Annotated in this window: 26 protein-coding genes and 4 tRNA genes; 17 read left to right on the top strand and 13 right to left on the bottom strand. The window is 39.6% G+C overall.

The annotated features are described in order from the left end of the window. Nucleotides 1-31: 31 nt before the first annotated feature. From WCS89_00890 to WCS89_00870, 5 genes are read left to right on the top strand one after another with little or no spacing between them, the layout of a single operon-like run. A complete protein-coding gene (locus WCS89_00890; protein ID MFA6554042.1) occupies nt 32-688 on the top strand; it encodes a phosphatase PAP2-related protein in 657 nt (218 codons plus the stop codon). A gap of 55 nt (nt 689-743) precedes the next feature. After that, on the top strand, nt 744-1,100 hold the full coding sequence (locus WCS89_00885) for a phosphomannose isomerase type II C-terminal cupin domain (protein MFA6554041.1): 357 nt from the start codon (nt 744-746) through the stop codon (nt 1,098-1,100). Between the two features lie 23 nt (nt 1,101-1,123). Then, the gene (locus WCS89_00880; GenBank protein MFA6554040.1) at nt 1,124-2,236 is read left to right on the top strand and encodes a hypothetical protein; all 1,113 of its coding nucleotides are present in this window, start codon (nt 1,124-1,126) and stop codon (nt 2,234-2,236) included. Between the two features lie 26 nt (nt 2,237-2,262). Beyond that, on the top strand, nt 2,263-4,146 hold the full coding sequence (locus WCS89_00875) for a hypothetical protein (protein ID MFA6554039.1): 1,884 nt from the start codon (nt 2,263-2,265) through the stop codon (nt 4,144-4,146). A gap of 3 nt (nt 4,147-4,149) precedes the next feature. Continuing rightward, nucleotides 4,150-4,899: an HAD-IIB family hydrolase gene (locus tag WCS89_00870; protein ID MFA6554038.1), complete on the top strand. Its 750-nt coding sequence runs from the start codon at nt 4,150-4,152 to the stop codon at nt 4,897-4,899. A gap of 320 nt (nt 4,900-5,219) precedes the next feature. Here WCS89_00870 and WCS89_00865 read toward each other — a convergent pair whose 3' ends face one another. Both WCS89_00865 and WCS89_00860 read right to left on the bottom strand, forming a co-directional pair. After that, the gene (locus WCS89_00865; protein ID MFA6554037.1) at nt 5,220-6,158 is read right to left on the bottom strand and encodes a serine hydrolase; all 939 of its coding nucleotides are present in this window, start codon (nt 6,156-6,158) and stop codon (nt 5,220-5,222) included. A 25-nt stretch (nt 6,159-6,183) separates the two neighbouring features. Continuing rightward, nucleotides 6,184-6,708, bottom strand: a complete 525-nt coding sequence (locus tag WCS89_00860; protein ID MFA6554036.1) for a type II secretion system protein — start codon at nt 6,706-6,708, stop codon at nt 6,184-6,186. A 142-nt stretch (nt 6,709-6,850) separates the two neighbouring features. Here WCS89_00860 and WCS89_00855 point away from each other — a divergent pair, with 142 nt between their 5' ends. The 4 genes from WCS89_00855 (at nt 6,851) to WCS89_00840 (ending at nt 9,959) form a co-directional block, all read left to right on the top strand. After that, entirely contained in the window at nt 6,851-7,297 is a 447-nt protein-coding gene (locus tag WCS89_00855) for an FMN-binding protein (GenBank protein ID MFA6554035.1), read from the top strand. A 1-nt stretch (nt 7,298) separates the two neighbouring features. After that, nucleotides 7,299-8,102 carry an FAD:protein FMN transferase gene (locus tag WCS89_00850; GenBank protein ID MFA6554034.1) on the top strand — a complete coding sequence of 268 codons (804 nt, stop codon included), beginning with the start codon at nt 7,299-7,301 and terminating at the stop codon, nt 8,100-8,102. Beyond that, on the top strand, nt 8,095-9,621 hold the full coding sequence (locus WCS89_00845; GenBank protein ID MFA6554033.1) for an RnfABCDGE type electron transport complex subunit D: 1,527 nt from the start codon (nt 8,095-8,097) through the stop codon (nt 9,619-9,621). Before WCS89_00850 ends, WCS89_00845 begins: the two co-directional genes overlap by 8 nt. Nucleotides 9,622-9,689: 68 nt before the next feature. Next, on the top strand, nt 9,690-9,959 hold the full coding sequence (locus WCS89_00840; protein ID MFA6554032.1) for a hypothetical protein: 270 nt from the start codon (nt 9,690-9,692) through the stop codon (nt 9,957-9,959). Nucleotides 9,960-10,019: 60 nt separating this feature from the next. Here WCS89_00840 and WCS89_00835 read toward each other — a convergent pair whose 3' ends face one another. The 4 genes from WCS89_00835 to WCS89_00820 form a co-directional block, all read right to left on the bottom strand. Further along, nucleotides 10,020-10,778, bottom strand: coding sequence for a hypothetical protein (locus tag WCS89_00835; GenBank protein ID MFA6554031.1), 759 nt, complete (start codon nt 10,776-10,778; stop codon nt 10,020-10,022). 147 nt (nt 10,779-10,925) lie between these two features. After that, nucleotides 10,926-11,012, bottom strand: a tRNA-Ser gene (locus tag WCS89_00830). Between the two features lie 197 nt (nt 11,013-11,209). After that, nucleotides 11,210-11,296 (bottom strand) — tRNA-Ser (locus WCS89_00825). A gap of 12 nt (nt 11,297-11,308) precedes the next feature. Beyond that, complete coding sequence (locus WCS89_00820) at nt 11,309-11,722, bottom strand: NUDIX hydrolase (protein MFA6554030.1); 414 nt, start codon at nt 11,720-11,722, stop codon at nt 11,309-11,311. 56 nt (nt 11,723-11,778) lie between these two features. Here WCS89_00820 and WCS89_00815 point away from each other — a divergent pair. Next, nucleotides 11,779-11,850 (top strand) — tRNA-Glu (locus tag WCS89_00815). Nucleotides 11,851-12,259: 409 nt separating this feature from the next. Here WCS89_00815 and WCS89_00810 read toward each other — a convergent pair. Continuing rightward, complete coding sequence (locus WCS89_00810) at nt 12,260-12,601, bottom strand: hypothetical protein (GenBank protein MFA6554029.1); 342 nt, start codon at nt 12,599-12,601, stop codon at nt 12,260-12,262. Nucleotides 12,602-12,724: 123 nt separating this feature from the next. On the opposite strand from WCS89_00810, the gene WCS89_00805 reads away from it, so the two are divergent. The 5 genes from WCS89_00805 (at nt 12,725) to tsaD (ending at nt 16,020) form a co-directional block, all read left to right on the top strand. Continuing rightward, nucleotides 12,725-13,825, top strand: coding sequence for a CapA family protein (locus WCS89_00805; protein ID MFA6554028.1), 1,101 nt, complete (start codon nt 12,725-12,727; stop codon nt 13,823-13,825). Nucleotides 13,826-13,860: 35 nt separating this feature from the next. Beyond that, nucleotides 13,861-13,933 (top strand) — tRNA-Val (locus tag WCS89_00800). Nucleotides 13,934-14,163: 230 nt separating this feature from the next. After that, nucleotides 14,164-14,364: a DUF5678 domain-containing protein gene (locus WCS89_00795; GenBank protein ID MFA6554027.1), complete on the top strand. Its 201-nt coding sequence runs from the start codon at nt 14,164-14,166 to the stop codon at nt 14,362-14,364. Further along, complete coding sequence (locus WCS89_00790; protein MFA6554026.1) at nt 14,361-14,759, top strand: retropepsin-like aspartic protease; 399 nt, start codon at nt 14,361-14,363, stop codon at nt 14,757-14,759. The genes WCS89_00795 and WCS89_00790 overlap by 4 nt, the downstream gene beginning before the upstream one ends. A 55-nt stretch (nt 14,760-14,814) precedes the next feature. Further along, nucleotides 14,815-16,020: a tRNA (adenosine(37)-N6)-threonylcarbamoyltransferase complex transferase subunit TsaD gene (tsaD, locus tag WCS89_00785; protein ID MFA6554025.1), complete on the top strand. Its 1,206-nt coding sequence runs from the start codon at nt 14,815-14,817 to the stop codon at nt 16,018-16,020. A gap of 48 nt (nt 16,021-16,068) precedes the next feature. Here the strand turns inward: tsaD and WCS89_00780 are convergent, their stop codons facing one another. Both WCS89_00780 and WCS89_00775 read right to left on the bottom strand, forming a co-directional pair. Beyond that, nucleotides 16,069-16,911, bottom strand: a complete 843-nt coding sequence (locus WCS89_00780; GenBank protein ID MFA6554024.1) for a peptidoglycan-binding domain-containing protein — start codon at nt 16,909-16,911, stop codon at nt 16,069-16,071. A gap of 220 nt (nt 16,912-17,131) precedes the next feature. Continuing rightward, nucleotides 17,132-18,166 carry a hypothetical protein gene (locus WCS89_00775; GenBank protein ID MFA6554023.1) on the bottom strand — a complete coding sequence of 345 codons (1,035 nt, stop codon included), beginning with the start codon at nt 18,164-18,166 and terminating at the stop codon, nt 17,132-17,134. Between the two features lie 270 nt (nt 18,167-18,436). Here WCS89_00775 and WCS89_00770 point away from each other — a divergent pair, with 270 nt between their 5' ends. Together WCS89_00770 and WCS89_00765 are read left to right on the top strand one after the other, a co-directional pair. Then, nucleotides 18,437-19,123: a PrsW family glutamic-type intramembrane protease gene (locus tag WCS89_00770; protein MFA6554022.1), complete on the top strand. Its 687-nt coding sequence runs from the start codon at nt 18,437-18,439 to the stop codon at nt 19,121-19,123. Between the two features lie 40 nt (nt 19,124-19,163). Further along, a complete protein-coding gene (locus WCS89_00765; GenBank protein MFA6554021.1) occupies nt 19,164-19,637 on the top strand; it encodes an Hsp20/alpha crystallin family protein in 474 nt (157 codons plus the stop codon). A 51-nt stretch (nt 19,638-19,688) separates the two neighbouring features. Here WCS89_00765 and WCS89_00760 read toward each other — a convergent pair whose 3' ends face one another. From WCS89_00760 to WCS89_00745, 4 genes are all read right to left on the bottom strand, one after another. Further along, nucleotides 19,689-20,081, bottom strand: coding sequence for a hypothetical protein (locus tag WCS89_00760; protein MFA6554020.1), 393 nt, complete (start codon nt 20,079-20,081; stop codon nt 19,689-19,691). A gap of 84 nt (nt 20,082-20,165) precedes the next feature. After that, nucleotides 20,166-22,340, bottom strand: a complete 2,175-nt coding sequence (locus WCS89_00755) for a DNA topoisomerase subunit B (protein MFA6554019.1) — start codon at nt 22,338-22,340, stop codon at nt 20,166-20,168. A 218-nt stretch (nt 22,341-22,558) separates the two neighbouring features. Continuing rightward, entirely contained in the window at nt 22,559-23,089 is a 531-nt protein-coding gene (locus WCS89_00750) for an ORF6N domain-containing protein (GenBank protein ID MFA6554018.1), read from the bottom strand. Between the two features lie 524 nt (nt 23,090-23,613). After that, nucleotides 23,614-23,856, bottom strand: coding sequence for a GIY-YIG nuclease family protein (locus tag WCS89_00745; protein ID MFA6554017.1), 243 nt, complete (start codon nt 23,854-23,856; stop codon nt 23,614-23,616). Nucleotides 23,857-23,923 lie beyond the last annotated feature (67 nt).

The raw sequence follows: 23,923 nt of genomic DNA, 5'->3' as shown, positions 1-23,923 counted from the left end.
TTCTGACATCCGAGTTACAATAAACTTCAATATGGAAAAAAGAACTTTGGTTCAAGAATACCTGACACATTTCAGAGATAAGGAGTATGTCACTTCATTAATCATAGCTTTCTTATTACTATTTGGAAGTTTGATGATTAATATTTCTGCTGGGACTTTTGCAACAAATAAAGCTAGCAATTTCGTAAACGACATAATCCTATCAAACATTCCAGTAGTAAACGTAGACGAACTTTTTATCTACGCACCTATCATATTCTGGGTTATTCTTTGTATATACTGTGCTTTAAATCCCAAAAAACTACCTTTCTGGCTAAAAAGTATAGCTTTATTTACAGTAGTTAGATCTGTATTCATGTCACTGACACACATAGGGCCATTTCCAGATCGTATAGACATGGATTCTTTCAATCTTTTCAAAAACCTAGATTTTTACATATTTAGTTCTGGTGGAGACTTGTTTTTCTCTGGTCATACAGGTCTACCCTTCTTGAGCGCTCTCATTTTTTGGGATAATTTCCGTTTGAGGGTATTTTGCATAATCTCTTCCGTATTTTTTGGAATAATAGTTTTACTTGGTCATTTACATTACTCCATAGACGTACTTTCTGCCTTCTTCATCACCTACGCTATATATCATATTGCTTTACAACTTTTCCCAGCTGATAAAAAGAGATTTTCTTCATAGTTATACACAGTTTTTACATAAAATATGTTGATTTTATAGTATAATTCTCCTATCTATGCAAATAGGACCTCCTAAACCGTTCCAAGAAAAGAGACCATGGGGAGAAGAACTATGGATTACTAGGGATGGACCATCAATGGTTAAGATTATCACCGTCTTTCCTGGAGAATCTTTAAGTCTGCAGTATCATCACAACCGTGACGAATATTGGAGGATTGTGTCTGGAAATGGTAGTGCAGAGATAAACGGAGAAAAAATTGAACTCAAAGGCGGAATGGATTGTTTTGTTCCCAGAGAAATACAACACCGTTTACATGGTGGAACAGAAAATTTAGTGTTATTGGAATTAGCTTTTGGAGAATTTGACGAAAAAGATATTGTTCGTCTAGAGGATAAGTACGGCCGTAAATAATAAGTAAAATAGTACATTTAAGTATGATGCAACCTTCTTTAATTTTAGCCCTAATAGCCCTCCTCTTTGTTGCTTTAGCTTTGGCTATCGCACGTTTTGCAACTATTAGCTACAAGAAGTTAAAACCCCAATACAAACTAGACCGTCATCACGCAAACCCTATCCTTTCCCCTCAACTCGTACGTGAATGGGAACATGGTGGAACTTTCAACCCAGCTGCTATAAAAGATGATCGAGGTATCGTTCATCTTCTCTATCGAGCCATAGGTGCTGATGGTATATCACGTGTAGGTCACTCCTCAAGTGAAAACGGTAAAGATTTCAATGTCAGATCTTCATACCCTGTTTTTGAACCTCTTCCTGGATACGGAATGCCCGACGCCGAAAAAGTCACTGGACCAAAAAAATACTGCCCTGCTTTTTATACTTCTGGTGGTGGTTGGGGTGGTTCAGAAGATCCTCGTGCTGTCACCATAGACGGTCGTGTATACATGACTTATGTAGCTTTTGAAGGTTGGAGTTCAGTTAGAATAGGTCTAACCTCAATCTTATTGGAAGATCTCAAAAAAGGTAAGTGGAATTGGAGAAGACCATGTCTTATCTCTCCACCAAGACAGGTCAATAAAAACTGGCTTATTTTCCCTGAAAAAATCCATGGTAAGTTTGCAATACTACACGGTATCACTCCAAATATTTTAGTTGATTACGTAGACAGTCTAGATGCTCTCGGTGATACAAAATTCATCAAGAGTAGTGCTCCTCGAGGAGGTAGAAAAGGTTTTTGGGACAACTGGGTACGTGGCGCTGGTCCTCCACCTATCAAGACCGAGCTTGGTTGGTTACTCCTCTATCACGCCATGGACCGAGCTGACCCAAACAAATATAAAGTTGGTGCGATGATCTTAGATCTGAATGATCCGACAAAAGTACTGTATCGTTCACCTCATTCAATCCTTGAACCAGATGCTCACTATGAGAATGACGGCAAACCAGGAGTTGTATACGCATCAGGAGCAGTAGTTATAGGAGAAAATTTGATGATTTATTACGGTGGTGGCGATAAACATGTTTGTATTGCAGAGACACCGATGAAGAAATTATTAGAATGGTTGGTGAGTTATGGAAGAGTTAGTTAAGTCTTGGTTATTGATTATTTAAAAAAATGTTTACATTAACAAGGTCAGAACATAATCCTATCTTGTCACCAATAAAGGAACACCCATGGGAAGCTGCCGCCGCTTTCAACGGTTCTCCTATTGTAAAGGGTAAAAATACTATCTTGGTTTACAGAGCCATGTCTGAACCAGACTTGCTCCGCCAACCTCATGTACAAACTTCTGTTATTGGAAGAGGTATTTCCAAAGATGGACACCATTTTGAAGATCGCAAAATTCTCGTCTCACCAGATCGTGAATTTGATTTCTACGGTTGTGAAGATCCTCGCGTCACAAAACTTGGTGATACATACTACATATTCTATACCGCTTTAGGAGGTTACCCATTTTCAGCTGAAACTATCAAGGTTGCAGTTGCTCTTTCAAAAGATCTGGATACCATAACCGAAAAACATTTGGTCACACCATTCAATGCCAAAGCCATGGCATTATTCCCAGAAAAGATAAACGGCAAAATCGCAGCACTCCTAACCGTAAACACTGATCGTAAACCTTCCTTCATTTGCTACGCAGAATTTGATAAACCAGAAGATATGTGGTCACCAGAATACTGGAACGCTTGGTATGAAAATCTTGAGGCTCATAAACTCCACGTCTCCAGACTTCCAGATGACCATATAGAGCTAGGTGCCGCTCCTATAAAGACAGACAAAGGCTGGTTGGTTTTGTATTCACATATTCAGAGATACGGAAGATCCGATCAAGTCTTTGGTATTGAAGTCCTCCTTCTAGACAAAGACAATCCTCGTCATATTATCGGTAGGACAAAGGGCCCTTTCATGGCACCAGAGACATATTATGAAGAAGTTGGGCAAGTAGGACATGTCATATTCCCTTCTGGTTCACTTATCCGTGACAATCATTTTGAAATCTACTACGGTGGCGCCGATACACATTGTGCCATGGCAAAAATCCCTTTGGACAATCTCCTAAAGAGTATTACCGACAAAGACCGTGGTTCCAACATAACTCGTTTTCCAGGTAACCCTATCCTATCTCCACGACCAGAAATGCTTTGGGAAGCTAGAGGTACTCTCAACCCAGCGGCTATTGAATTAGACAATAAGACTCATATTCTTTATAGAGCTGTTTCAGCCAACAATATTTCTACAATTGGTTATGCTTGTTCATCCGATGGTTTTTCAATAGACGAAAGATCAGATAAACCCATATATTTCCCACGAGCCGGATTTGAAACATTGGGTTGTGAAGACCCTAGAATTGTAGAGATAGATAAACGCCTTTACATGACATATACCGGTTATGACGGCGTTACACCTAGAGTAGCTATCAGTTCAATATCTACTAATGATTTCCTGAAAAAGCGTTGGGCGGGATGGTCCAATCCAGAAGTTATCTCTCCACCTTCTATAGCCAACAAAGATTCCACTATTTTGCCAGAAAAAGTTAAAGGAGGTTACATGATATTTCATAGAGTCAACGAAAGTATATGCGCTGACTTCGTCTCTTCTTTAGATTTTACAAAAGAAAAAATAACCCAATGTATTGAGATTATTTCTCCACGTCGTGGCATGTGGGACGGTGGCAAAGTCGGTATTTCTACACCACCCATCAAAACAAAAGCTGGTTGGCTTCTCCTATACCATGGCGTATCTTGGAGTACGACATATCGCGTTGGTGCAGTCTTGCTGGATTTAGAAGACCCTACCATTGTCAAAGCCCGAACAGCTATTCCATTATTTGAGCCTGAAGCTGAATATGAACACAAAGGAATAGTCGCAAACGTAGTCTTCCCTTGCGGACTAACAGTCCGAGGAACAAATGCTTATATATATTACGGTGCAGCCGATTTGGTCACCGGTGTTGCCACAGTAAAAGTATCCGCTCTCTTACGAATGCTTGAAATCTAAAATATGTCAGACTTTTCCAAAAAACTAGTGATATTTGACCTTGATGGTACTTTAACAAAAAGTAAATCTCCTATTGAACCAGTTATGGCCGATCTTATAAGCAAACTTTTAGTCACGACAAAAGTTGCAATAATTTCCGGTGGTGGTTACCCTCAATTTCAAACACAGTTTATAAGCAAAATACCTAGTGCTTCAGAAAATTACGGTAATCTTTTGCTCTTACCGACTTCTGGTACAAAACTTTATGTCTGGAAAGGAGATTGGCAAGAACAATATGCGGAAAATTTAGAACAAAAAGAAAAAGCTAAGATTATGACTGCTTTGAACTTGATCTTAAATAGTTCTGCTTACGAAAAACCTGCCGTTGTCTACGGCGATCTCATAGAAGATCGTGGTTCACAAATCACTTTTTCTGCTCTTGGACAAAAAGCTCCCGTAGAACTGAAATATGCTTGGGATCCAACCAGAAAGAAGCGTGAATATATCGCTTCACTTTTGATGCCAAAGATTCCAGAATTTGATATTAGAGTCGGTGGTGCTACATCAGTAGATATAACTAGAAAAGGAGTGAATAAGGCTTACGGTATCCGCAAACTAGAGCAATATCTGAAACTATCCGTTGATGATATTTTATTTGTTGGTGATGCCCTATTCTATGGTGGTAACGATTATCCTGCCAAGACAACTGGTGTAGATTGTATTTCAGTAAAAGGTCCAGAAGAAACGGAGGCTTTGATAAGAAGTTGGATATGAAGAGAATTTCTAATTTTTAATTACTAATTTCTTGCGTTGTCATTCCCGCGAAGGCGGGAATCCATGGTTACCGCAAAATATGGACTATTGATTCGTAATAATCCTGGATTCCCGCCTTCGCGGGAATGACACAACAAAAATAATCAATAACCAAAATGCCACGATGGGCGGTTGGTTATTCCGGCTAGTGAGGATCGTGTGAATGTGTATTACATTCACAACGTCCGACGAATCAGTAGATTCGCCTACTGGGCCGACGACGGAACAAACTGGTTAGTTTATTGGTGTTTGTTTATTGGAGCTTTCTTAGAAATTAAAAATTAGTAATTAGAAATTCTCATTGCCTTAACCTGTCCTATGAGATACGCCGTATCCGCTTTTCTATTATCCGACGAAAGTACGATAACTGCTACAGGTTGATCTCCAATTTTAATAATGGTTAGCATCGTATCTTTAGCTTCATCTGTATGACCTGTTTTGCCACCAAGAAAGTTGGGATCTCTTACAAAAGGATGAATATTGAATAGACTATGATATCCATGGTCAGTTGTCGTGGCCAATATATAATCGGTTGTCTTGGTTATAGCGAGAATATCTGGACGCAACTTGTATAGATATCTTGCTAATGCAAAGAAATCGCTAGCTGATGACACATTATGCGGATCTATACCAGAAGGATCAGCGAAATAAGTTACAGGCATTCCAACTTCCCAAGCATAACTTGGCATGATGTCCAAAAATTTCTTTCTATCTGTAGAGGATGCTAGAGCTTCTGCAGCAACATTTGAAGAATTGAGCAATAATACATGGAGTAATTCCGAAACAGTGAATTTCTCTTCAGCTTTCAAATTGACTGAATCAGATAGTCCGAGCATACTTTCGGTAATAGTGATCTCTGTGGTTGAGGACATCGTATCCAAAGATTCTATAGATGTAATCAACTTTGACATGGAAGCTACTGGTAACACTAATTTGGAATTCTTCTCCATGTAAACCTTCCCAGTTTCAACATTTCCGACCAAATAAGCTCTAGCAGAAACTGGTGGTTTGACCGGAACAACCGCTTTCTTTTGTTTATCAATCTGTTCCTGAGAATAGAAAGAACTATCGGGGACAGCATCTATTTGCACTGGAATAGTATCTAAAACTTTTGATGTTTTATCTTGAAACAAAGAATCGGAAAATTTAACGAATAGAGCAAAAACTATAAGAATAAAACAAGATAACCAGAGAATTATAAATTTTCGATTAACTGTCATTACTCTATATAATAGTCTAATTTTTTCAACGTGTCACTGATATAGATGTGGTCAACTCACCTGTTGAACTAGCAGTAATGCGATTGTTTATATCCTTATAAATAACATATCCGGTATCATAATCTGTTGCGTCAGAAAAATGAGCGTTGGTCATTGAAGGATCAACTGGTAAAGAAGATAAATAGTCTGGCACCAAGCAAGAAGCTATGTCACCTTCATCTTCTGGTGAAGAAGAAGCTGTTTTGACTACCCTAGCAGTACTTGGTAAGACCCTTGTAACACCACCACAGACAAACATTCCACGATGTTCAGCCATATTTTGATGAATAGCATTCAATAAAGCATTTACATTACTAACTCTCTGAGAATCACGAGCCAACTTGAATTGTCTTGAAGGATTGACTGCTACCAAAACAACCGCCGCTAAGATAGCAATGATACCTATAACCACTAGAACTTCTATCAAAGTAAAACCTTTCTTTGGAACTTTGACCTTAGTTTTTTTGACCTTCTTGATCGTGCAACATATAAAATCTTTTTTTGCTTTCATAAAATTATTAAATGAATTATACTTATAATAACAAAGGATATCAGAGCTGGTTAAAATCCTGATTAAGAAAGATTAAAGAAATAATGAAGAAATTTTGCTTCACCTTTATTGGACATACCCTTAAATAAATATTAAATACATCATGAAAAAACTATACTTATCACTATCACTAATAATCGTCTTTGCATTTTATTCATTTTGGACCACTTCAAAAGTGAAAGAGGTTGCTTCTTCACCTACACCAGTAACATCAGAATTGAACGTGACCCCTACAAAACCAAAAATCTCAGCAAGTGCTTCAATTAAATACAAAAATGGTACATATACTGGACCAGTAGTAGATGTTTTCTATGGCAACGTAGAGGTACAAGCAACTATTGCTAATAGCAAATTGACTGACATCAAATTCTTACAATATCCCAATGATCAGGAGACTTCCCAAGAAAAAAGTGCCCACGCTATGCCGATTTTGAAGAGTGAAGCCATCAAAGTTCAGAGTGCAACCGTGGATATGGTCTCTGGAGCAACACAGACTAGTACTGGATTCATCAAATCTCTAACTCAAGCATTGGTTCAAGCCAAGATCTAATATGAAACAGACCCGTATTATTATGGGTATGCCTATCACAATAGAAGTAGTCTCACCAAAGACTAACGATTCTACTGTTTTTCCTCACGAATCTCTTGCTATCAACAAAGCTTTTGATTATTTCGTTTATGTTGATGAAAAATTTAGTACTTACAAAAAAGATAGTGAGATTATGAAGATAAATCGCGGTGAAATTTCAATTGAAAATTCAAGTAGAGATATGCGAGAGATCTTCCTTTTATCAGAACAAACAAAAAAAGAAACTGATGGTTATTTTGATATTGTAAATCGCAAAGGGATATACGACCCATCAGGCATAGTGAAAGGTTGGGCAATATATAACGCTTTAAAAATTATAGAAGAAAATGGTTTCAAAGATTACTATGTGGAAGCTGGCGGTGATATACAAGTCGGTGGCAACAATTCAAAAGGAGAGCTTTGGAAAGTCGGTATAGAAAACCCTTTCAAACAAGGTGAAATTATAAAAGTTGTTTATTTGCAAAATCAAGGAATCGCCACATCTGGTACTTATATTCGTGGTCAACATATTTACAATCCAAAAAACAAGGGTAAAGAAATTACTGACATCGTCAGTCTTTCTGTCATAGGACCGAATGTTTACGAAGCCGATCGCTTTGCTACAGCCGTTTTTGCTATGGGTAAAGCAGGTATTAACTTTATAGAGAAGCAGAAAGGTCTAGAAGGTTATATAATTGATAATGCAGGTATGGCGACCATGACTAGTGGTTTTGAAAGTTTCGCAATCCACCAACCAGCGGACAATCTCGTAAGAAAAGATGCTTAAATCCATAGATAACTTATTAAATAAAATAACGATGTACAGATTGGTACTGTACTGTCTCACTGCTTGGCTTCTTATCGCTTCCCTTTTGAGTGCATTTGGAAAGTTACCATTCACTCCGCAAGCTCTTCTTTACTCAACAGCAATATTGTTGATAGTTTCTTGGGTGACAAATAAAATCTTCACTCAAATATTCAATACTCCGGCCAATTCTGAATCAGTTTATATAACGGCACTTATTCTAGCTTTTCTGATCAGTCCTCCAACTACTGGACATTATCTTTCAGTAGTTCCATTCCTCATCTGGGCTGGTATCTGGGGTTCAGCGGGTAAATTTATTTTAGCTTTTGGTAAAAAACATATTTTCAATCCAGCAGGTTTCGCCGTAGCTTTGACAGCTCTTACTATTCATGAGTCCGCAACTTGGTGGATTGGTACAATCTGGATGTTACCATTCATTTTGATTGGTGGATTATTCATCACTCGCAAAATCAGAAGGTTTGATCTGGTAATAAGTTTCGTAGTAGTTGCATTTATCTCTATTACTATATCTACTTTTGGACATACAAGTCCTCTTGTACTACTTCGTCAAATATTCGTGGATTCCCCCATCATTTTCTTTGCTTTGGTAATGCTCACTGAACCTCTGACCACTCCTCCAACAAAGTCTGGTCGTGTCATTTATGGTGCCATAACGGGTGTCTTATTCATTCCTACTATACACATTGGTTGGCTCTATTCCACTCCAGAATTGGCTCTATGCGTAGGAAATATCTTCTCTTGGCTCATGAGTCCAAAATTAAAATATATCCTAACCTTCAAAGGTAGCACCAAAATAGCCAAAGATACTGGAGAATTCGCTTTCGTTCCTGATAGACGTATATCATTCAAACCCGGACAGTACATGGAATGGACTTTGGATCATAATAAGACGGATAGTCGTGGTAATAGACGTTACTTGACCATCGCTTCTTCTCCAACAGAAAAAGAGATTCTTCTCGGCATAAAATTTGACGCCAAAAAATCTAGTAGTTTCAAAAAAGCTTTAGCAGAATTGGAAGAAGGTAAGACTATATTAGCGGGACAACTTTCTGGAGAATTCACTTTACCAAAAAACAAAAATACCAAGCTTTGCTTCTTGGCTGGTGGTATCGGTATCACACCTTTCCGAAGTATGATTTCTTATATGATAGATAGAGATGAGAGACGTGATGTTACCTTGGTTTATTGTTGTAAAAGATTTGAGGAGATAGCCTACACCAACCTTGTTCATCGTGCACATGTTCAGATGGATCTAAAAACTGTCTGTACCCTATCGGATCTGGAACATTTACCAGAAGATTGGGCTGGCTACAAAGGTTTCGTGGATGTAAAAATGATTTTGAATGAAGTGCCCGACTATATGGAACGTCTCTTCTTTGTGTCCGGCCCACACGCCTTCGTGACTGCCTGTGAAAAAGTTCTTTTTGAAATAGGTGTACCCAAGAAAAACGTTAAGGTTGATTATTTTCCAGGGTTTTAGGTGAGGAAAAAGGGCTTGATTTTTGACTAGCCTAGTGCTAGCCTTTTTAATAAACAGCTCTATATATTATGAAAGATGAAATGCTAGTAAATTGTCTAGGTCTTAAGCCAGACGTTCTTAGGACGTTACTGTCCCCAGAAGCCTCAGGAGCGGATCTTGAGATTCACTTCGGTGGTGAAAGTGGAAGAATTGTTGGTTTTATTAAAGATTGGAAGAAAGACGTAACTGTATTGGCAACACCTCCAGTCTTCAAAACCGGCGAAGAAGCCGTCAATTATCTAAGGGCTCTACGAGACCTAATAAGACAGAATCCTAAAACTATCAAGTTCGATGATTGATCACGATTTAAAAAAACAAACCCTCACGTACACTTTGTACGCGAGGGTCTTTTGTTACCATTACACCGGCGGTTTCGCCCAGTCTGGTAAGTAAGGAACGTCGGGGCAATCCGAAGTTTTTTTAACTTTATCCTTCTCAAGTTCTTTTAAAGCTTGCTTGAAGATCTCTCCTTTATCAAAGATCAGACCGAAATCGTGCGTAGCTGTATCCCAAATCCGATTAAACATTCCTTCACAATGCTCAATCCAATTTCCAGCACGGATCACACTGTACCGATCTACGCTAGGTTTTACACGACACGATTCAAAGCTTGCTTGCGCATCCAAGACCCTATAAGCAGCCCGAACCAATCTCTCAGTGACTTGTGGCTCAGTAATGATATCCCAATGAGGATTACCAACACCGAGACAATTTAAGGAATCCACTGACTCCCCTAACCATGTGAAGACTTCTTCACATTCTGATACATCCCGCCGTGCAGTACTGCTCTTTTTATCAAGATACCATTGTCCATAAACACCGATAAAAAGAAACAAAATCGGAAAACCCTGTATCTCATTAACCCACGCCGGACAAACGATGTTACATACTGAAATGTACACCGTAGCCGCAACAGACGAGGCACAGAACAATAACATTAAACTTAGAATACGTTTAACCTTCTTGTCGTTAGACTCAATCAAGGCAAAAGCATCCTCCCTTTCTTTCTTTATTGTTAATAAGCTCTGACCATTGATCATTGCCTTCTCCCAACTTAGACGGAGACTTTCAGATACGACACGTAGTAGACGATCGATCTCTTCATTATTCATTTTCATTGTACTTATCTTTCGTGCCATTTTTCAGACCATGGGGTTGTAGCCCATTTTTATAGGCTTGTAACCTACAAAAATACTTCATGCAATCTAGAACAGTTGGCAACTATTCTATGTGGATTATAACATATATAATATAGAAGTCAAATGCGGAGAGAGTGGGATTCGAACCCACGGTTCCTGTAAGGGAACGGCGGTTTAGTAAACCGCTGCCTTAAACCACTCAGCCATCTCTCCATGGTTACCAAAACATCTTAGCATAAAGAGGGTATATTTTTCACTAGTTATGACAATCTCATCTTCTACGTAATCAAGCTTTTGAACTACTAAGGATTCCTTAGTAGTTGCAATATTCCTTTCTACCACCCCACCGCTCTCTTTTTGAATTATTCGGAATTTCCGAATAATTCAATCTCTCATCAGTTAGCTCGTTGCGGAGAGGGGGAGATTCGAACTCCCGAGGCTCTTGCGAGCCTGCCACTTTTCGAAAGTGGTGCATTCGACCACTCTGCCACCTCTCCATGGTAACGAATTTACGATAACACAGAACCAGCTCTCTTCCCAATATCTTCTATTATATCCCTATAGATCGGATGCAGATCTAAATTGAGAGCTTCCGGTAGACTGACCCATTTCATTTGTTCCCCTTCCCTTAAATAAAGTTTCTCTTTGCTATACTCATGAAAATAAACTGAGATATCCCCTCTTTCTCCCACATCATCCAAAATATATGGATACTCTTTGAAGAATTTGGGAGTAGTCAATTTCAAACCTAATTCCTCCATAATTTCCCTTTTCAAAGTAGCTTTTGGTGTCTCTTTTTTCTCTATACCTCCACCAAAAAGTCCCCAACGACAAGGAAATCTCTTGGCAGTCTTGGCACGTTTTTGTAATAGTATTTTACCTTTACTATAAAGTATGAGAACAGACACATTCCTCGTAGTCATCGTATCATCATAGCACTTTTGCCAAAATCATGAAAAAATAGTAGTATCTAGTCCATGGCCCTATCGTCTAACGGTTAGGACATCGCCTTTTCAAGGCGGTAATCGGGGTTCGATTCCCCGTAGGGCTACAAAAATTTACGAAGTAAAATTTTGTAGTGAAAAAGAGCAATGGGTATTGCTCTTTTTCAGAATCGAAAGACGGAGCTCGCGAAGGCGAGCGAGTCGGGGTCGCGCGATTTTTCAGCAGAAAAATACGCGTGACCGGTTCCCCTATAGTTGACACCTACACAAACTACGTGCTATGATAATAAAAGCAGTAGGTTCAAACAATCAACGAAAGACATGACTTGTGAAGAAAAATTTAAACATACTAGGTATAGTAGCGGGTGTATCTGCATACCTCTACATGATCATTGCAACAGCAAAAGGGACTGGCGAAGGTTTGTCATTAACAACTTTTGGACTCTGGTCCATGTTAGCTTGGATAACATGCTTTACGATGTTAAAACAAAAAGCGAATCCAGCGATTCCCATGGTCTACGGCACGGGTGCTTCAATTACGACAATCATTCTTCTCTTCAAAGGAAGATGTGCGTGGTCAGGGTTGGATAGCCTCATCGCCATCATGGTGATGTTATGCGTAATTCTTTGGCTCACAAATGGACCGAAACTGGCATTGATATTATCAATAACAGCATCGTCTATTGCCTTCATACCATTTATGGTAATGACTTGGAAATCACCAGAAAGTAGCCCCATCATTCCTAATTCAGGATTTCTTCTTTCCAACACTCTTGCATTTGTCTCCGCAAAAGCTTGGACACTTGAAGATAGACTATACTCTGGAGTAAATATTATCGGTTGTTCACTTCTAGTCATTCCGTGGCTACTAAAGTGAAATTGTATTCACAGACAGGTTTAGATGAAAATCTAGACCTGTTTTTTTATATTAAAAACCCTCCCCCACATGCTATAATTCACCTATCCGCATATTGAAAACTGATGGATAATGAAGAACCAAAATCAATAGATAAAGCCAAGATCTTCTACACAATACTAGTTGTTGTATTCGGTTGGGGTTCTTTGTGGGTGGGCTTGCAAGGTTTCAAAGCAAGCAATATGCCCGCTAGTGTCAGTGTCGCCATACAAAATATTACATCATCAAATCAGCAACCTATTTCCGTATCTTCCGAAATCCCAGATACTTCCAAACAATCAGAGTCAACTCCTATAACAACGAAAACTCCATCAACTTCTTCCCTTACAATAATGATCGGTGGCGACATCATGATGGACCGTGGTGTACGTAGGCTTGGTCAACAATACGGCTACGATTCCCTCTTTGCTTCTACTACTGTACAACTTTTCAAACAAGCTGATATTGTCGTAGCAAATCTAGAAGGACCTATCACTTCCAATCCATCAAAAACTCTTTTACCAAATGGAAAAATTTCCAAGGAACTTACTTTTACATTTGAACCAAAAGTCACTGAGACACTAACAAAAACAGGAATAACTCTACTCAGCTTAGCCAACAATCATACCGACAACTTCGGGCTTTCTGGACTAGAAGAAACAAAAAAATGGCTATCAAAATCCGGACTCCAATGGTTTGGCGATTCTCGTAATGCAAGCTCCACAGAAGCAGTTATAACTAAAAATGATATTACTGTTGCTTTCGTCGGTTACCACGCTTTTCAACCGGGTTTTGATAGGATACTAGATGATGTAAAAAGATTATCCGACCATGGTTACTTTGTCATCGTAATGCCACACTGGGGTACAGAATATTCAACCAGTTCTTCTCCTATGATGAGGTCGCAAGCCAGATCGTTGGTATCGGTCGGCGCAAGTGCAATAATCGGCGGTCACCCTCATGTAACTTTGGAACACTCTTTTATGGGTGACGTCCCTGTTTTCTATTCAATAGGCAACCTCCTTTTTGATCAATATTTTTCTCCAGAAGTTATGAAAGGTAATATTGTAGAATTACGCCTTACAAAAAAATTAGGAAAGTTTACTATTGAACAAATCAAGATTTACGAAACTTCCACCGCCTCACGTCGCAACGTAACCGTGAACTCGGGACCGATGGATTTTTAGGCAAAGTTTTGGTAGAGTTGAGCGGTAACAAAAATGCGCGGTTAGCTCAGTTGGTAGAGCATCCCCTTGACGTGGGGAGGGTCACAGGTTCGAATCCTGTATCGCGCACAAATAAGAAAATCGCATCGAGCGATTTTTTTATTTGTGCGCGATAACAAGTGCCCTACGGCACTTGTGGCAGGATTCGAAAAGTCTGAACATATTTTCGAGGACGAGCTTGTCGAGTCTGAGAAAATGTGAAGGCTATACCGTTCCCGTAGGGAAAGAATCCTGTATCGCGCACAAAATATTTTTATAGTCAATATTGACGAAGTTTTTGTGACTGATAAAATTGAATCATGTCAGCAATCAACTGGACTAAAATATACAAAAAATACAAGGGACTTTGGGTCGCTTTACTTGACGATGAAATAACTGTCGTCGGTCACGGCAAAACTTTGAAAGAAGCGAGTGATATGGCTCAAAAAAAGGGGTATGACCATCCCATCTTTACACGAATGCCACCTAGCCTATCAGCTTATGCTGGAGGCGCGTTATGAAGTTTAAGTATAAGGAATACGGAAACGCTTTGAGACCAGTCGTCCCTGTAACGTTAGAGCACTCTGGTAAGTGTGTCAGATACGAAGTGTTAATTGATTCTGGTTCTGATCATTGTTTCTTTGATACAGAGATTGGTGAAAAAATAGGTATTCGCACAGACAATAGTAAAACAAAAGAAGTTTTTGGTGTTGGTGGTAAAATTTCTCTATATTATGATCATGAGGTAACTTTGAAAATTGGTAACAAATCGTTTGAAACAGATGTCGGATTCATGCCAAATCTAGGTGGCAATATTGTTTCGTATGGTATTGTTGGACAAAAAGGATTTTTTGATAAATTCATCATCAAATTTGACTACGCCAAGGGAGAAGTTGAGATAAAAGAGAAAAAATAATTCCATTCCCACACCGTTCCCGTAAAGAAAGAATCCTGCTATAGTAATGTTCATTATGATCACCCTAGGTATAGAAACCAGTTGCGATGAGACAGCTTTGGCACTCATAGAAACACGCGCAAATGACGGCATATTTGAATGTCGCGTCATTTCTTCATTGGTACACTCACAGGCCGAATTACACCGTCCTTTTGGCGGGGTCTTTCCTTCCCTAGCAAAACGTGAACATGGTAAAAACTTGTTACCATTACTCAAAAAAATACTGGATGAATCCACGTCAGCAATTTACGATTCAAAAAATGAATTATTGAGCGATGAACAATTCTCTTTGAGAATGAATCAATTCCAATCAGATTTTTCTGCAAGAAATTCAGATCTGATGACAACATTTGCGAAGGTTGAATTCTTGAAAACAATTCCTCACATAGACCGTATAGCAGTTACCGAAGGACCCGGTCTTGAACCAGCATTATGGGTTGGTATCATTTTTGGGCAAATACTCTCTAGACTTTGGTCTATACCGATCGTCCCCGTAAACCACATGGAAGGTCATGTCGTAGGTTCATTATTAGAATCAGACAAACATCATGGTGAATGGCAGAAACTCAAACCTCTAGCATTCCCTGCGATAGCTTTACTCATAAGTGGTGGACACACTGAACTTGTAGAGATCAAAACCGACAAAAACTCACTTGGTTACAACATTCTTGGTCAAACCAAAGATGATGCAGTCGGCGAAGCTTTTGACAAAGTTGCAAGACTTTTGGGACTTCCATATCCTGGCGGTCCTCATGTAAGCAAGTTGGCCGGCGAAGCAGAAGAAGAAAAGATCGTCTCAATTGTAAAATTACCTAGACCAATGCTTCACAGTGGTGATCTGAATTTTTCATTCTCAGGATTGAAAACTGCCGTCATGTACGCTGTTAGAAATTATGAAAAAGAAAATGGCAAATTAGATGATAATTTCAAAAAAGGATTGGCTAAGGAATTTGAAGAATCAGTCAAAATAACTTTGGATACAAAACTTCGTTCTGCTATAGAAAACACCGGAGCAAAGACTATTATTGTCGGAGGTGGTGTAAGTGCAAACAAGACTTTACGTAAAGCATTTGAGAATACAGCCAAAGAATTTGATATTCCACTATATCTACCTTCAAATCATATTTCTGGAGACAATGCTCTTATGATTGCTTTGGCGGGGTCATTGGACGAAAAAGAGTATACAGCTAGTCTCCGCGCTCAGGGTACGAAAAGTTTATAACAAAAATCCCCATTGCGGGGAGTTTTTGTTTACAGTATGTTTAGATAATTAACGGAACAAGAAGAGGACGAAGTTCCAGAAACGTTTCAAGATAGAAGCGTCTCCAACACTGGCAGTATTAGAATTTTTATTTTCATCAACACTACCGACTTCAATAGTTTCGCTATCATCTTTCTTAAGATTATCCTCACCGTCAGTTGAGACAGGAGTTGCCTTTATCTCAATAGTAGGACCAGTTGAATTTACAGATCTATTACCCATTCTATAAGAATTGATTATAGCTAATTCAGAAGGATTGAGTGTAAGAGGTTGGTTGCAAGCGATCTGATTGATCTTCTTTACAGTTGTCATAAAGACATTACCATTACCTTCTTTAACACCCCAAGGACCCATAGTTTCAGCAGAATATTTATTCTGGAAAGATTTGACGGCTGTTTCGGTCTTTGTATCAAAGATACCGTTTACATCAACGTCAAGCTTTTCAGTATTCTTGAGAAAATTCTGAAGTTTTGTAACTTGAGCAGAATCATTGTTTGCACCAAGTTTCATGTAACTGGTAATAAGTGTGCAATAAGGATTGAAGGAACGACCTCCACCTGAAGAACTTCTTCCACTAGATGAGCCGGAAGAACCAGATGAGCCTGTAGAACCACCAGTGGAACCTCCACCTGTAGAACCAGCTGGAGCAGCTGTTGAGCCTGAACCACCTGTTGGTGGATTAGCAGTAGAAGCTGAACCTCCTGTAGAAGGATCAGCAGTAGAAGATGAAGATCCTGTACTAGGATCAGCTGTTGAGAATGAACCTCCAACAGAAGGGTCAGCCGCAAAAGTCACCATCGGAATGAAGGCGAGAGAAGCAACTGTTACATAGGTTATAATGTTTTTATTCATATAATATAAGGTTTTTTCTGTTAATACTAAACATACTGAAATTACAGTATTAATCAGTATACTATACTATATAGCCAACTTTGTCAAGGGTTGAACTCTGATGAGGTCAAATATCGGGGATTACGAGGTCCGACCTAGTCAAGCTGTTTTTATGTAAAAAAATCCCCCAGGACCTGAGGTCTTGAGGGGATTTCTGCATGAATGTACTATTTTCTGTGCCTTACTGGGCCACAGCGCGGAAAAACTTACGGTTTCCGGTAAAGGTCATTGGGATGTTTCCATTCCCATAGACTGAGCCAGCCGACTGCCACGACGACCCGTTAAGATCGGTGGTAGTCATGATGGAATAATAACGATTTTCGCCACCAGTTACAGAGATGACTCCGGACTGACGATTGATACTAACCAACGGCCTAACGTTGCTGTAACCAAGAATGCTCACTGGAGCAAACGCAGTGGAGCCAGCATCACCAATGATTTGGGCTGAATAGGTGATGGTAAAGTTACCCTTACCAGCTACCCAATTCTCTACTTGATCAAGGCCGGCTTGATTCGCACCTCCATTGAATAGCTTCATTGAAGTAATCAAGATAATTCGAGCGACTTTTTGATCGCTACGACCACTTGTAATCACTGTACCGTCAGACCGGATACCAATAGCTAATGAGCTGTAATCTGCCGGAATGAACAATATTTGGTCTCCCAAGATATTGCCACCATCAGACGACTCACAGCTTACACTGAGCATTGACATAGAGATCGTATTATCTCCACTGACTGATTCCGCTTGAACCAGCTGGGACACTATTTGCCCCTTTTCATTCTGGAACGGCGACGCTGGATTTAACTTGCCACCCCACATCGCGCTGGACGTAGAATAGATTAAGTTTGACCAGCTAACCTTACCATAACAAACTGTATAATCTGTCGGGTCAGTGATTACCGTTGGTGACAATTTCACCGACCGGTTACGTGCGTCCGCCACCAACTTGGTAGCAAACGAAGACCATGATACCGATGACATCGTAGGTCCCAAAACTGGGGTTACGGTCACATTCCCAATCGTGCCACCCAACGAAGAGATGGGTGTCTTAACCAAACTATTGAAACGTGGAGGCGCACCAATTGATTTAACGTTAGGCGCCGTACTTACAGAATCACCAACCGTAGGATTTCCCACAGAAGGCTGAGTCTCTGCCATCAGATTTACTGATAACAGACCAATAACCGACAACGCTAGCATTACTTTTTTCATTTTTTGTCTTTCTTTTTTGTTGAAATACCGCTAAACAGACGTATTCTTCCAAGAACACAGTCTTTTTGCGGTTCTATTTCAAAGTTTGAATCTTCCCTATTACTATCAAATAACTGGACATTTGTCAAGAGGGGTGTTATAATGGTGTCAAATCTTATTTTCGCGAAATTGTGTGCCGCGAAAATAAGATGGGGAGAAGCTGTGTGGCTTCTCCCTTTTTTATACCCATTTTTCCTTGGTCATTCCTTTCAATTCCTTTATAATATACGCATGTCTTTTACAACTCTCGTTTATGCCCTTTTGGCAGGACTTCTCCCTTCACTAATTTGGATTTGGTTTTGGATTCGTGAAGATGCAAACCCTGAACCGCGTGGACTTCTAACAGCAACTTTTCTAGGTGGCACATTAGCAGTTATTGCCGCAATTTTTGCCGAACAATATATTGCAAATCTCCATCTCAATTCATCACTTCAATACACTCTTTGGGCTGGAATTGAAGAAATATTCAAATTCATTGCAGTAGCAGTAATAGCACTGAACGCTGATTACAATGACGAACCGATAGACGCCATGGTTTATTGCATAGTTGTAGCCTTAGGGTTCGCAGCTTTAGAAAACACTTTCTTTTTACTCCAACCATTGACCGGAGGAGAAATCGCTCAAAGTATAATCACTGGCAATATGAGATTTATGGGTGCAACTCTTGTACACATAGTCAGTTCAGCAGTAGTAGGATTTGGTTTGGGTTATGTTTTTTACAAAGGATATGTTGCAAAAGCAATCGCTATTATCGTCGGCTTATCCGCAGCTATAACATTGCATGCCGCTTTCAATTTGTCTATAATTAACGGTACTGCCACTGAAACTTTGAAGGCTTTCACATGGGTTTGGGGAGCAGTTGTTATTCTCATGATCTTGTTTGAAGAGATAAAAGTAGTCAAACCCAAATTATCTTGATATAATCAACAGGTAACTTTAGAACTTTTTTATAATAACCATGTCAAAAGATAAACCCTCATTCTTTGAAAGGCTCACCGGATCAGTTCGCTTACAAAAAGACGATAGCGAATCTTCCCTATCTGCAAAACTACGCAAAGACGACGATGAAGATACTTCATGGACAGACAAAGAGACTGAACAAGAGGGCGAATTGACTGTTGATGTATACCAAACTCCAGAGATGATCGTCATCAAGTCTATGATTGCTGGCGTTAGACCAGAAGATCTGGATATTTCTATAACTCGTGACCTTGTAACTATCCGTGGCAAACGTGAAGAAGAACAAATCGCCAGTGATGATGATTTTTTCACTAGAGAATTATATTGGGGTTCTTTCTCCAGAACGGTCACTCTACCCGTTGAGATTGATGTGGACGAAGCTGAAGCTATAGAAAAGCATGGCCTTTTGATTTTGAAATTACCTAAGTTAGATAAAAAGAGAAAATCCAAATTGAAAGTTAAGACGGCGTAAAAAAAGTCCCGAGGATTAACATCGGGACTATGAGAGTTACTGCGAGCAATATCAGGGTTCGAAGATTTTGCTAGTAACTCGTAAACTGGAACACAAAATAGCGTAACCTTGACCAATGACCGGAGTAGGATGGTTATTAATGGTAATAGTAACATTAACCGATCCTCTCCCTTTTGATTGAAAAAATACAAAAAATTCAAGTTGGTTTGGATTGTGAACCGCATTGAAAACCAAGAAGTAACCCATTCTCATGTAATATTTTTCAATAGCCATGCGCAACAAATCAACCTGAGGAGCTTCTTGTCCAATACTAAATTTAACCAAAAGCTCAGGATCTTCATTGCAACGATACACTGGGCCACATTCACCATTGAAGGTGCTGGCCAACAATTTTCCTAATTCTCCTTTTTCAAAGAGCTCAACTAATTCACTGAATGATGCCATAAAGCACCTCCTTTCTTTTAACTAGAAGGTTACTCCGATTGATGAGTATGTCAACCATCTTATGGTGAGCCTGTCGAACCAATATTAAATATCCAGATTTGCCAACTTTGCGTTTGATTGGATAAAGGACTTTCTAGCAGGAACATCATCACCCATGAGCATGTCAAAGACTTTGTCTGCATCTTGAGCATCATCAATCCTAACCTGCTTCATAATACGACGACCTGGGTCCATAGTGGTTTCCCAAAGTTCATCTGAGTTCATCTCTCCGAGACCCTTATAACGTTGTATGGAGACCTTTGCATTGGAACCAGTAACTGCTTTGGCGCCCTTTCCTTTTGGCGAGTCTGCAGAACCATCTTGTGGTGAGCTTGTCGAACCATCAGCGGGAGCTTCGGCAGCTTCTAGTAATTCTTCACGAGATTCGGCATCATTGTTTGCACGTATTCCCTCTTCCAAAGATTCTAGTTCAATAGCTTGCTCGCTCTTGAGTCCACGTTCTGCCATGAACTTACCTAGAGCTGGTTGATCTTGAATATAAAAATTCTCTTTTCCTATTTTGACTTTGAACAAAGGTGGTTGAGCAATGTAGACATAGCCATTGTCTATGAGTGGTCGGAAATATCTGTATAACAAAGTAAGAATGAGTGTGCGAATGTGAGCACCGTCCACATCGGCATCAGTTGCAAGGATGATCTTGTGATAACGCAAACGTGATATATCAAAAGTATCACCGATAGCAGTACCAAAAGCTAAGACTAGATTTTTGATCTGCTCCGAACCCAACATACGATCCAGACGAGCACGTTCAATATTTAAAATCTTTCCTCTTAACGGCAAAATAGCCTGAGTACGACGATCACGACCTTGCTTGGCTGTGCCTCCAGCGGAATCTCCCTCCACAATGAAGAGTTCGGATTCTGCAGGACTATTGGACTGACAATCTGCAAGTTTTCCAGGAAGAGTCATACCTTCTAGGGCACCTTTACGTAATACGGAATCCTTTGCGGCCTTGGCAGCTTTTCTGGCTTTCATAGCCAGGATAACTTTGTTCACAATGGAACGGGCGTCTTCTGGATTCTCTTCCAAGAAAGCGGAGAAAGCTTCTCCGAAAACCGTAGCAACTGCACTTTGAGCTTCCATACTTCCTAGCTTAGCTTTTGTCTGACCTTCAAATTGAATCTCTCGTAATTTGACCGAGACAACAGCTGTGAGACCTTCTAGAGCATCATCACCAGTGAAAGTTTCTTCGCCATTTTTTGAAAGATTGTTGTTCTTGGCATAAGTATTGAGAGTACGAGTAAGAGCCGTCTTGAAACCTGTGATGTGCGTACCACCTTCTGGAGTATGAATATTATTTGCAAATCCCAAAACACGAGAAGAAACATCATCAGCATATTGGAGTGCAACTTCTACAGACTCTACACCTTCAGCTTTTTTCTCAACATAAAAGATGTTTTTGTGACCAGGTTTGAGTAATTGGTTGTTGAATTTAATAAGAGAAATAAGACCTCCTTCAAAAAAGAATGTGTACGAAGGGGCTTCTACGCCGGTATCACGAATATAGAAAAGCTCTTCGTCTTGACCAAAAGTAGCAATCTGATCGCGAGCATCTATAACACTAATACGAAGACTCTTTACGAGGTATGCTTGCTGGCGCATATGAGTAACAATACGATTCCATTCAAATTTGATACCTTCTTTGAAAATCTCTGGATCTGGTTCAAAGGTTACGATAGTTCCATGAAGCTTTGTTGAACCAACTTTCTTGACCGCAGCTTTACGTTTGCCTTTGGAATACTCTTGCATGTAAATACCACCGTCCTTACCATCCTTGTGAACAAGGACTCTCATGTATGTAGAAAGAGCGTTGACGACTGATGCGCCTACACCGTGCAGACCTCCAGAGACTTTGTAATCATCTCCACCGAACTTACCTCCAGCATGCAAAACGGTCATAATAGTCTCCAAAGCAGAGACTTTGGTTTGTTTGTGCATGTCCACAGGAATACCGCGACCATTGTCTACAACTCGAACACGATCGCCTGGTAATAGGGCAACTTCAATATCATTGGCAAAACCGTTCATGGCTTCGTCTCGGGAGTTATCAAAAATCTCTGTAACGAGGTGATGGAGACCATCTGGTCCAGTTGTACCAATGTACATGCCGGGACGCTTGCGGACTGGTTCTAGGCCTTCTAGTACGGTAATAGATGAGGCATCATATTCATGTTTCTTTCCCTTGGTATTTTCGGCCATTTATCGTCTAAGTAATAGATTATTAAAACAAAAAAGCTTCAAGCTTTTACCCCCAAAGTATAGCAGAAAAATAAGCAATATGCACGTGTAAAATAGTGGAAAATACGTGATAAGCAAAGGACGATTTGATGCTGGAACCGGTCGCAATTTGCGACCGGTTAAAAACACTTAAACTACTCACAAGGTAGTCGCAATTTGCGACCACCTATTTTATACAATTAAACAATCTTAAAACCTATAGGATCTTTAGGTTTAACAGGTTCTTCAATTAGAAGTCTCAAAATATCTTGTATTTCAACTATATATCCGCCTTGTTTATATTGCTCCCTCTCTAATTCCTCAACTTTATGAGCAAATTCCTTATTTATAGCTAACATCTCGCGAATCTTAATAAAAGCACGAGCAATAAATATACTCACTTCAACAGCACGTCCACTATTAAGTACTGCCGAAAGCATCACGACACCATGTTCAGTAAAAGCATAGGGAAGTTGATATGAAAATTTAAGCTTTGTGAGGTGGTCGCAATTTGCGACCACCTCATTTCTTTCTAATTCTGTAAGCTGAAACATAAAATCTTCTGGAAATCTACTACTGTTTCTTTTAACTTGTTCATTTAGGCGTTTAGTGCTTACTTGATACAATTCCGCAAGATCAGCATCTAGCATAACTTTAACGCCACGAATAATTAAAATTCGTTGACCTATAACTTCTAAAGGAATAATTTCTGATTGTTTTGAAGATATCATTTATAGAGATTTAAATCTAATAAGACTATAGTTCTCTGACTCATTCAGGAAGGCGAGATTCGGGTTCACTCGCACATTGAGGGGTTGCTTCAGCTTTTATTTTTGACGCTATCTGGTCCTATCCAGATAAATACGCGTGAGCTGGCGACCAACCAACGCCACTTGCTCTACATATCCTCGGAAAAAACTAGCCTCGAGAGTTAGCGCTCTCCGGTTTATAGATATGGGGTGTTTCAGTTTATTTACACCCGCTTGTGGACAATACCTCTGTAATTTTAAGCCTCAATACTACCCTATTATGCCCCATCGCTTTTCGGGTATGCTTTATTCCTTGTCCAAGGAATTATTCAGCCACTTCCTGAACGAATCAGCGAACATAACGACGACTAGATGACGTCGCGACTATTTAGTTGTAGAAAAAGTCTTGTAATCCGAGAAAAACTTACCGTCTGTTGCTACAATTTTATCAAAAATATTTAATCGCACAAGTTCTCATGAATAGATTTTTGTGTCAGAATATTTTTCTAACTCTTAATTAATTCCTCCTTCTCCTTTCTCGTCAGTCTTTTCAACACCACCTCTCTAGCTCGAGCTTCTGCCAAAGTCGGATGTTCCTCACTCCAAACAAGTCTTACTGGTCTACGAATCTTGGTGTAATGAGCGCCAGATTTTGCGTGGTTATGCTGATGTAAACGTTTTTCTAGATCGTTGGTACTTCCAATATAAAAAGTTGAATCGGAACAGAGAAGAATGTAGGTGGTGGGCATAAAATTAATATTGTTACTTATTTTATCATTTTCTTCCAACAAAAAAGCCCCGTGATACTCCATACCT

The organism is Candidatus Paceibacterota bacterium (assembly GCA_041666915.1).
Classification (GTDB): Bacteria; Patescibacteriota; Minisyncoccia; order Phycocordibacterales; family PALSA-1337; genus C7867-002.
This window is presented reverse-complemented; position numbering and strand designations above follow the sequence as displayed.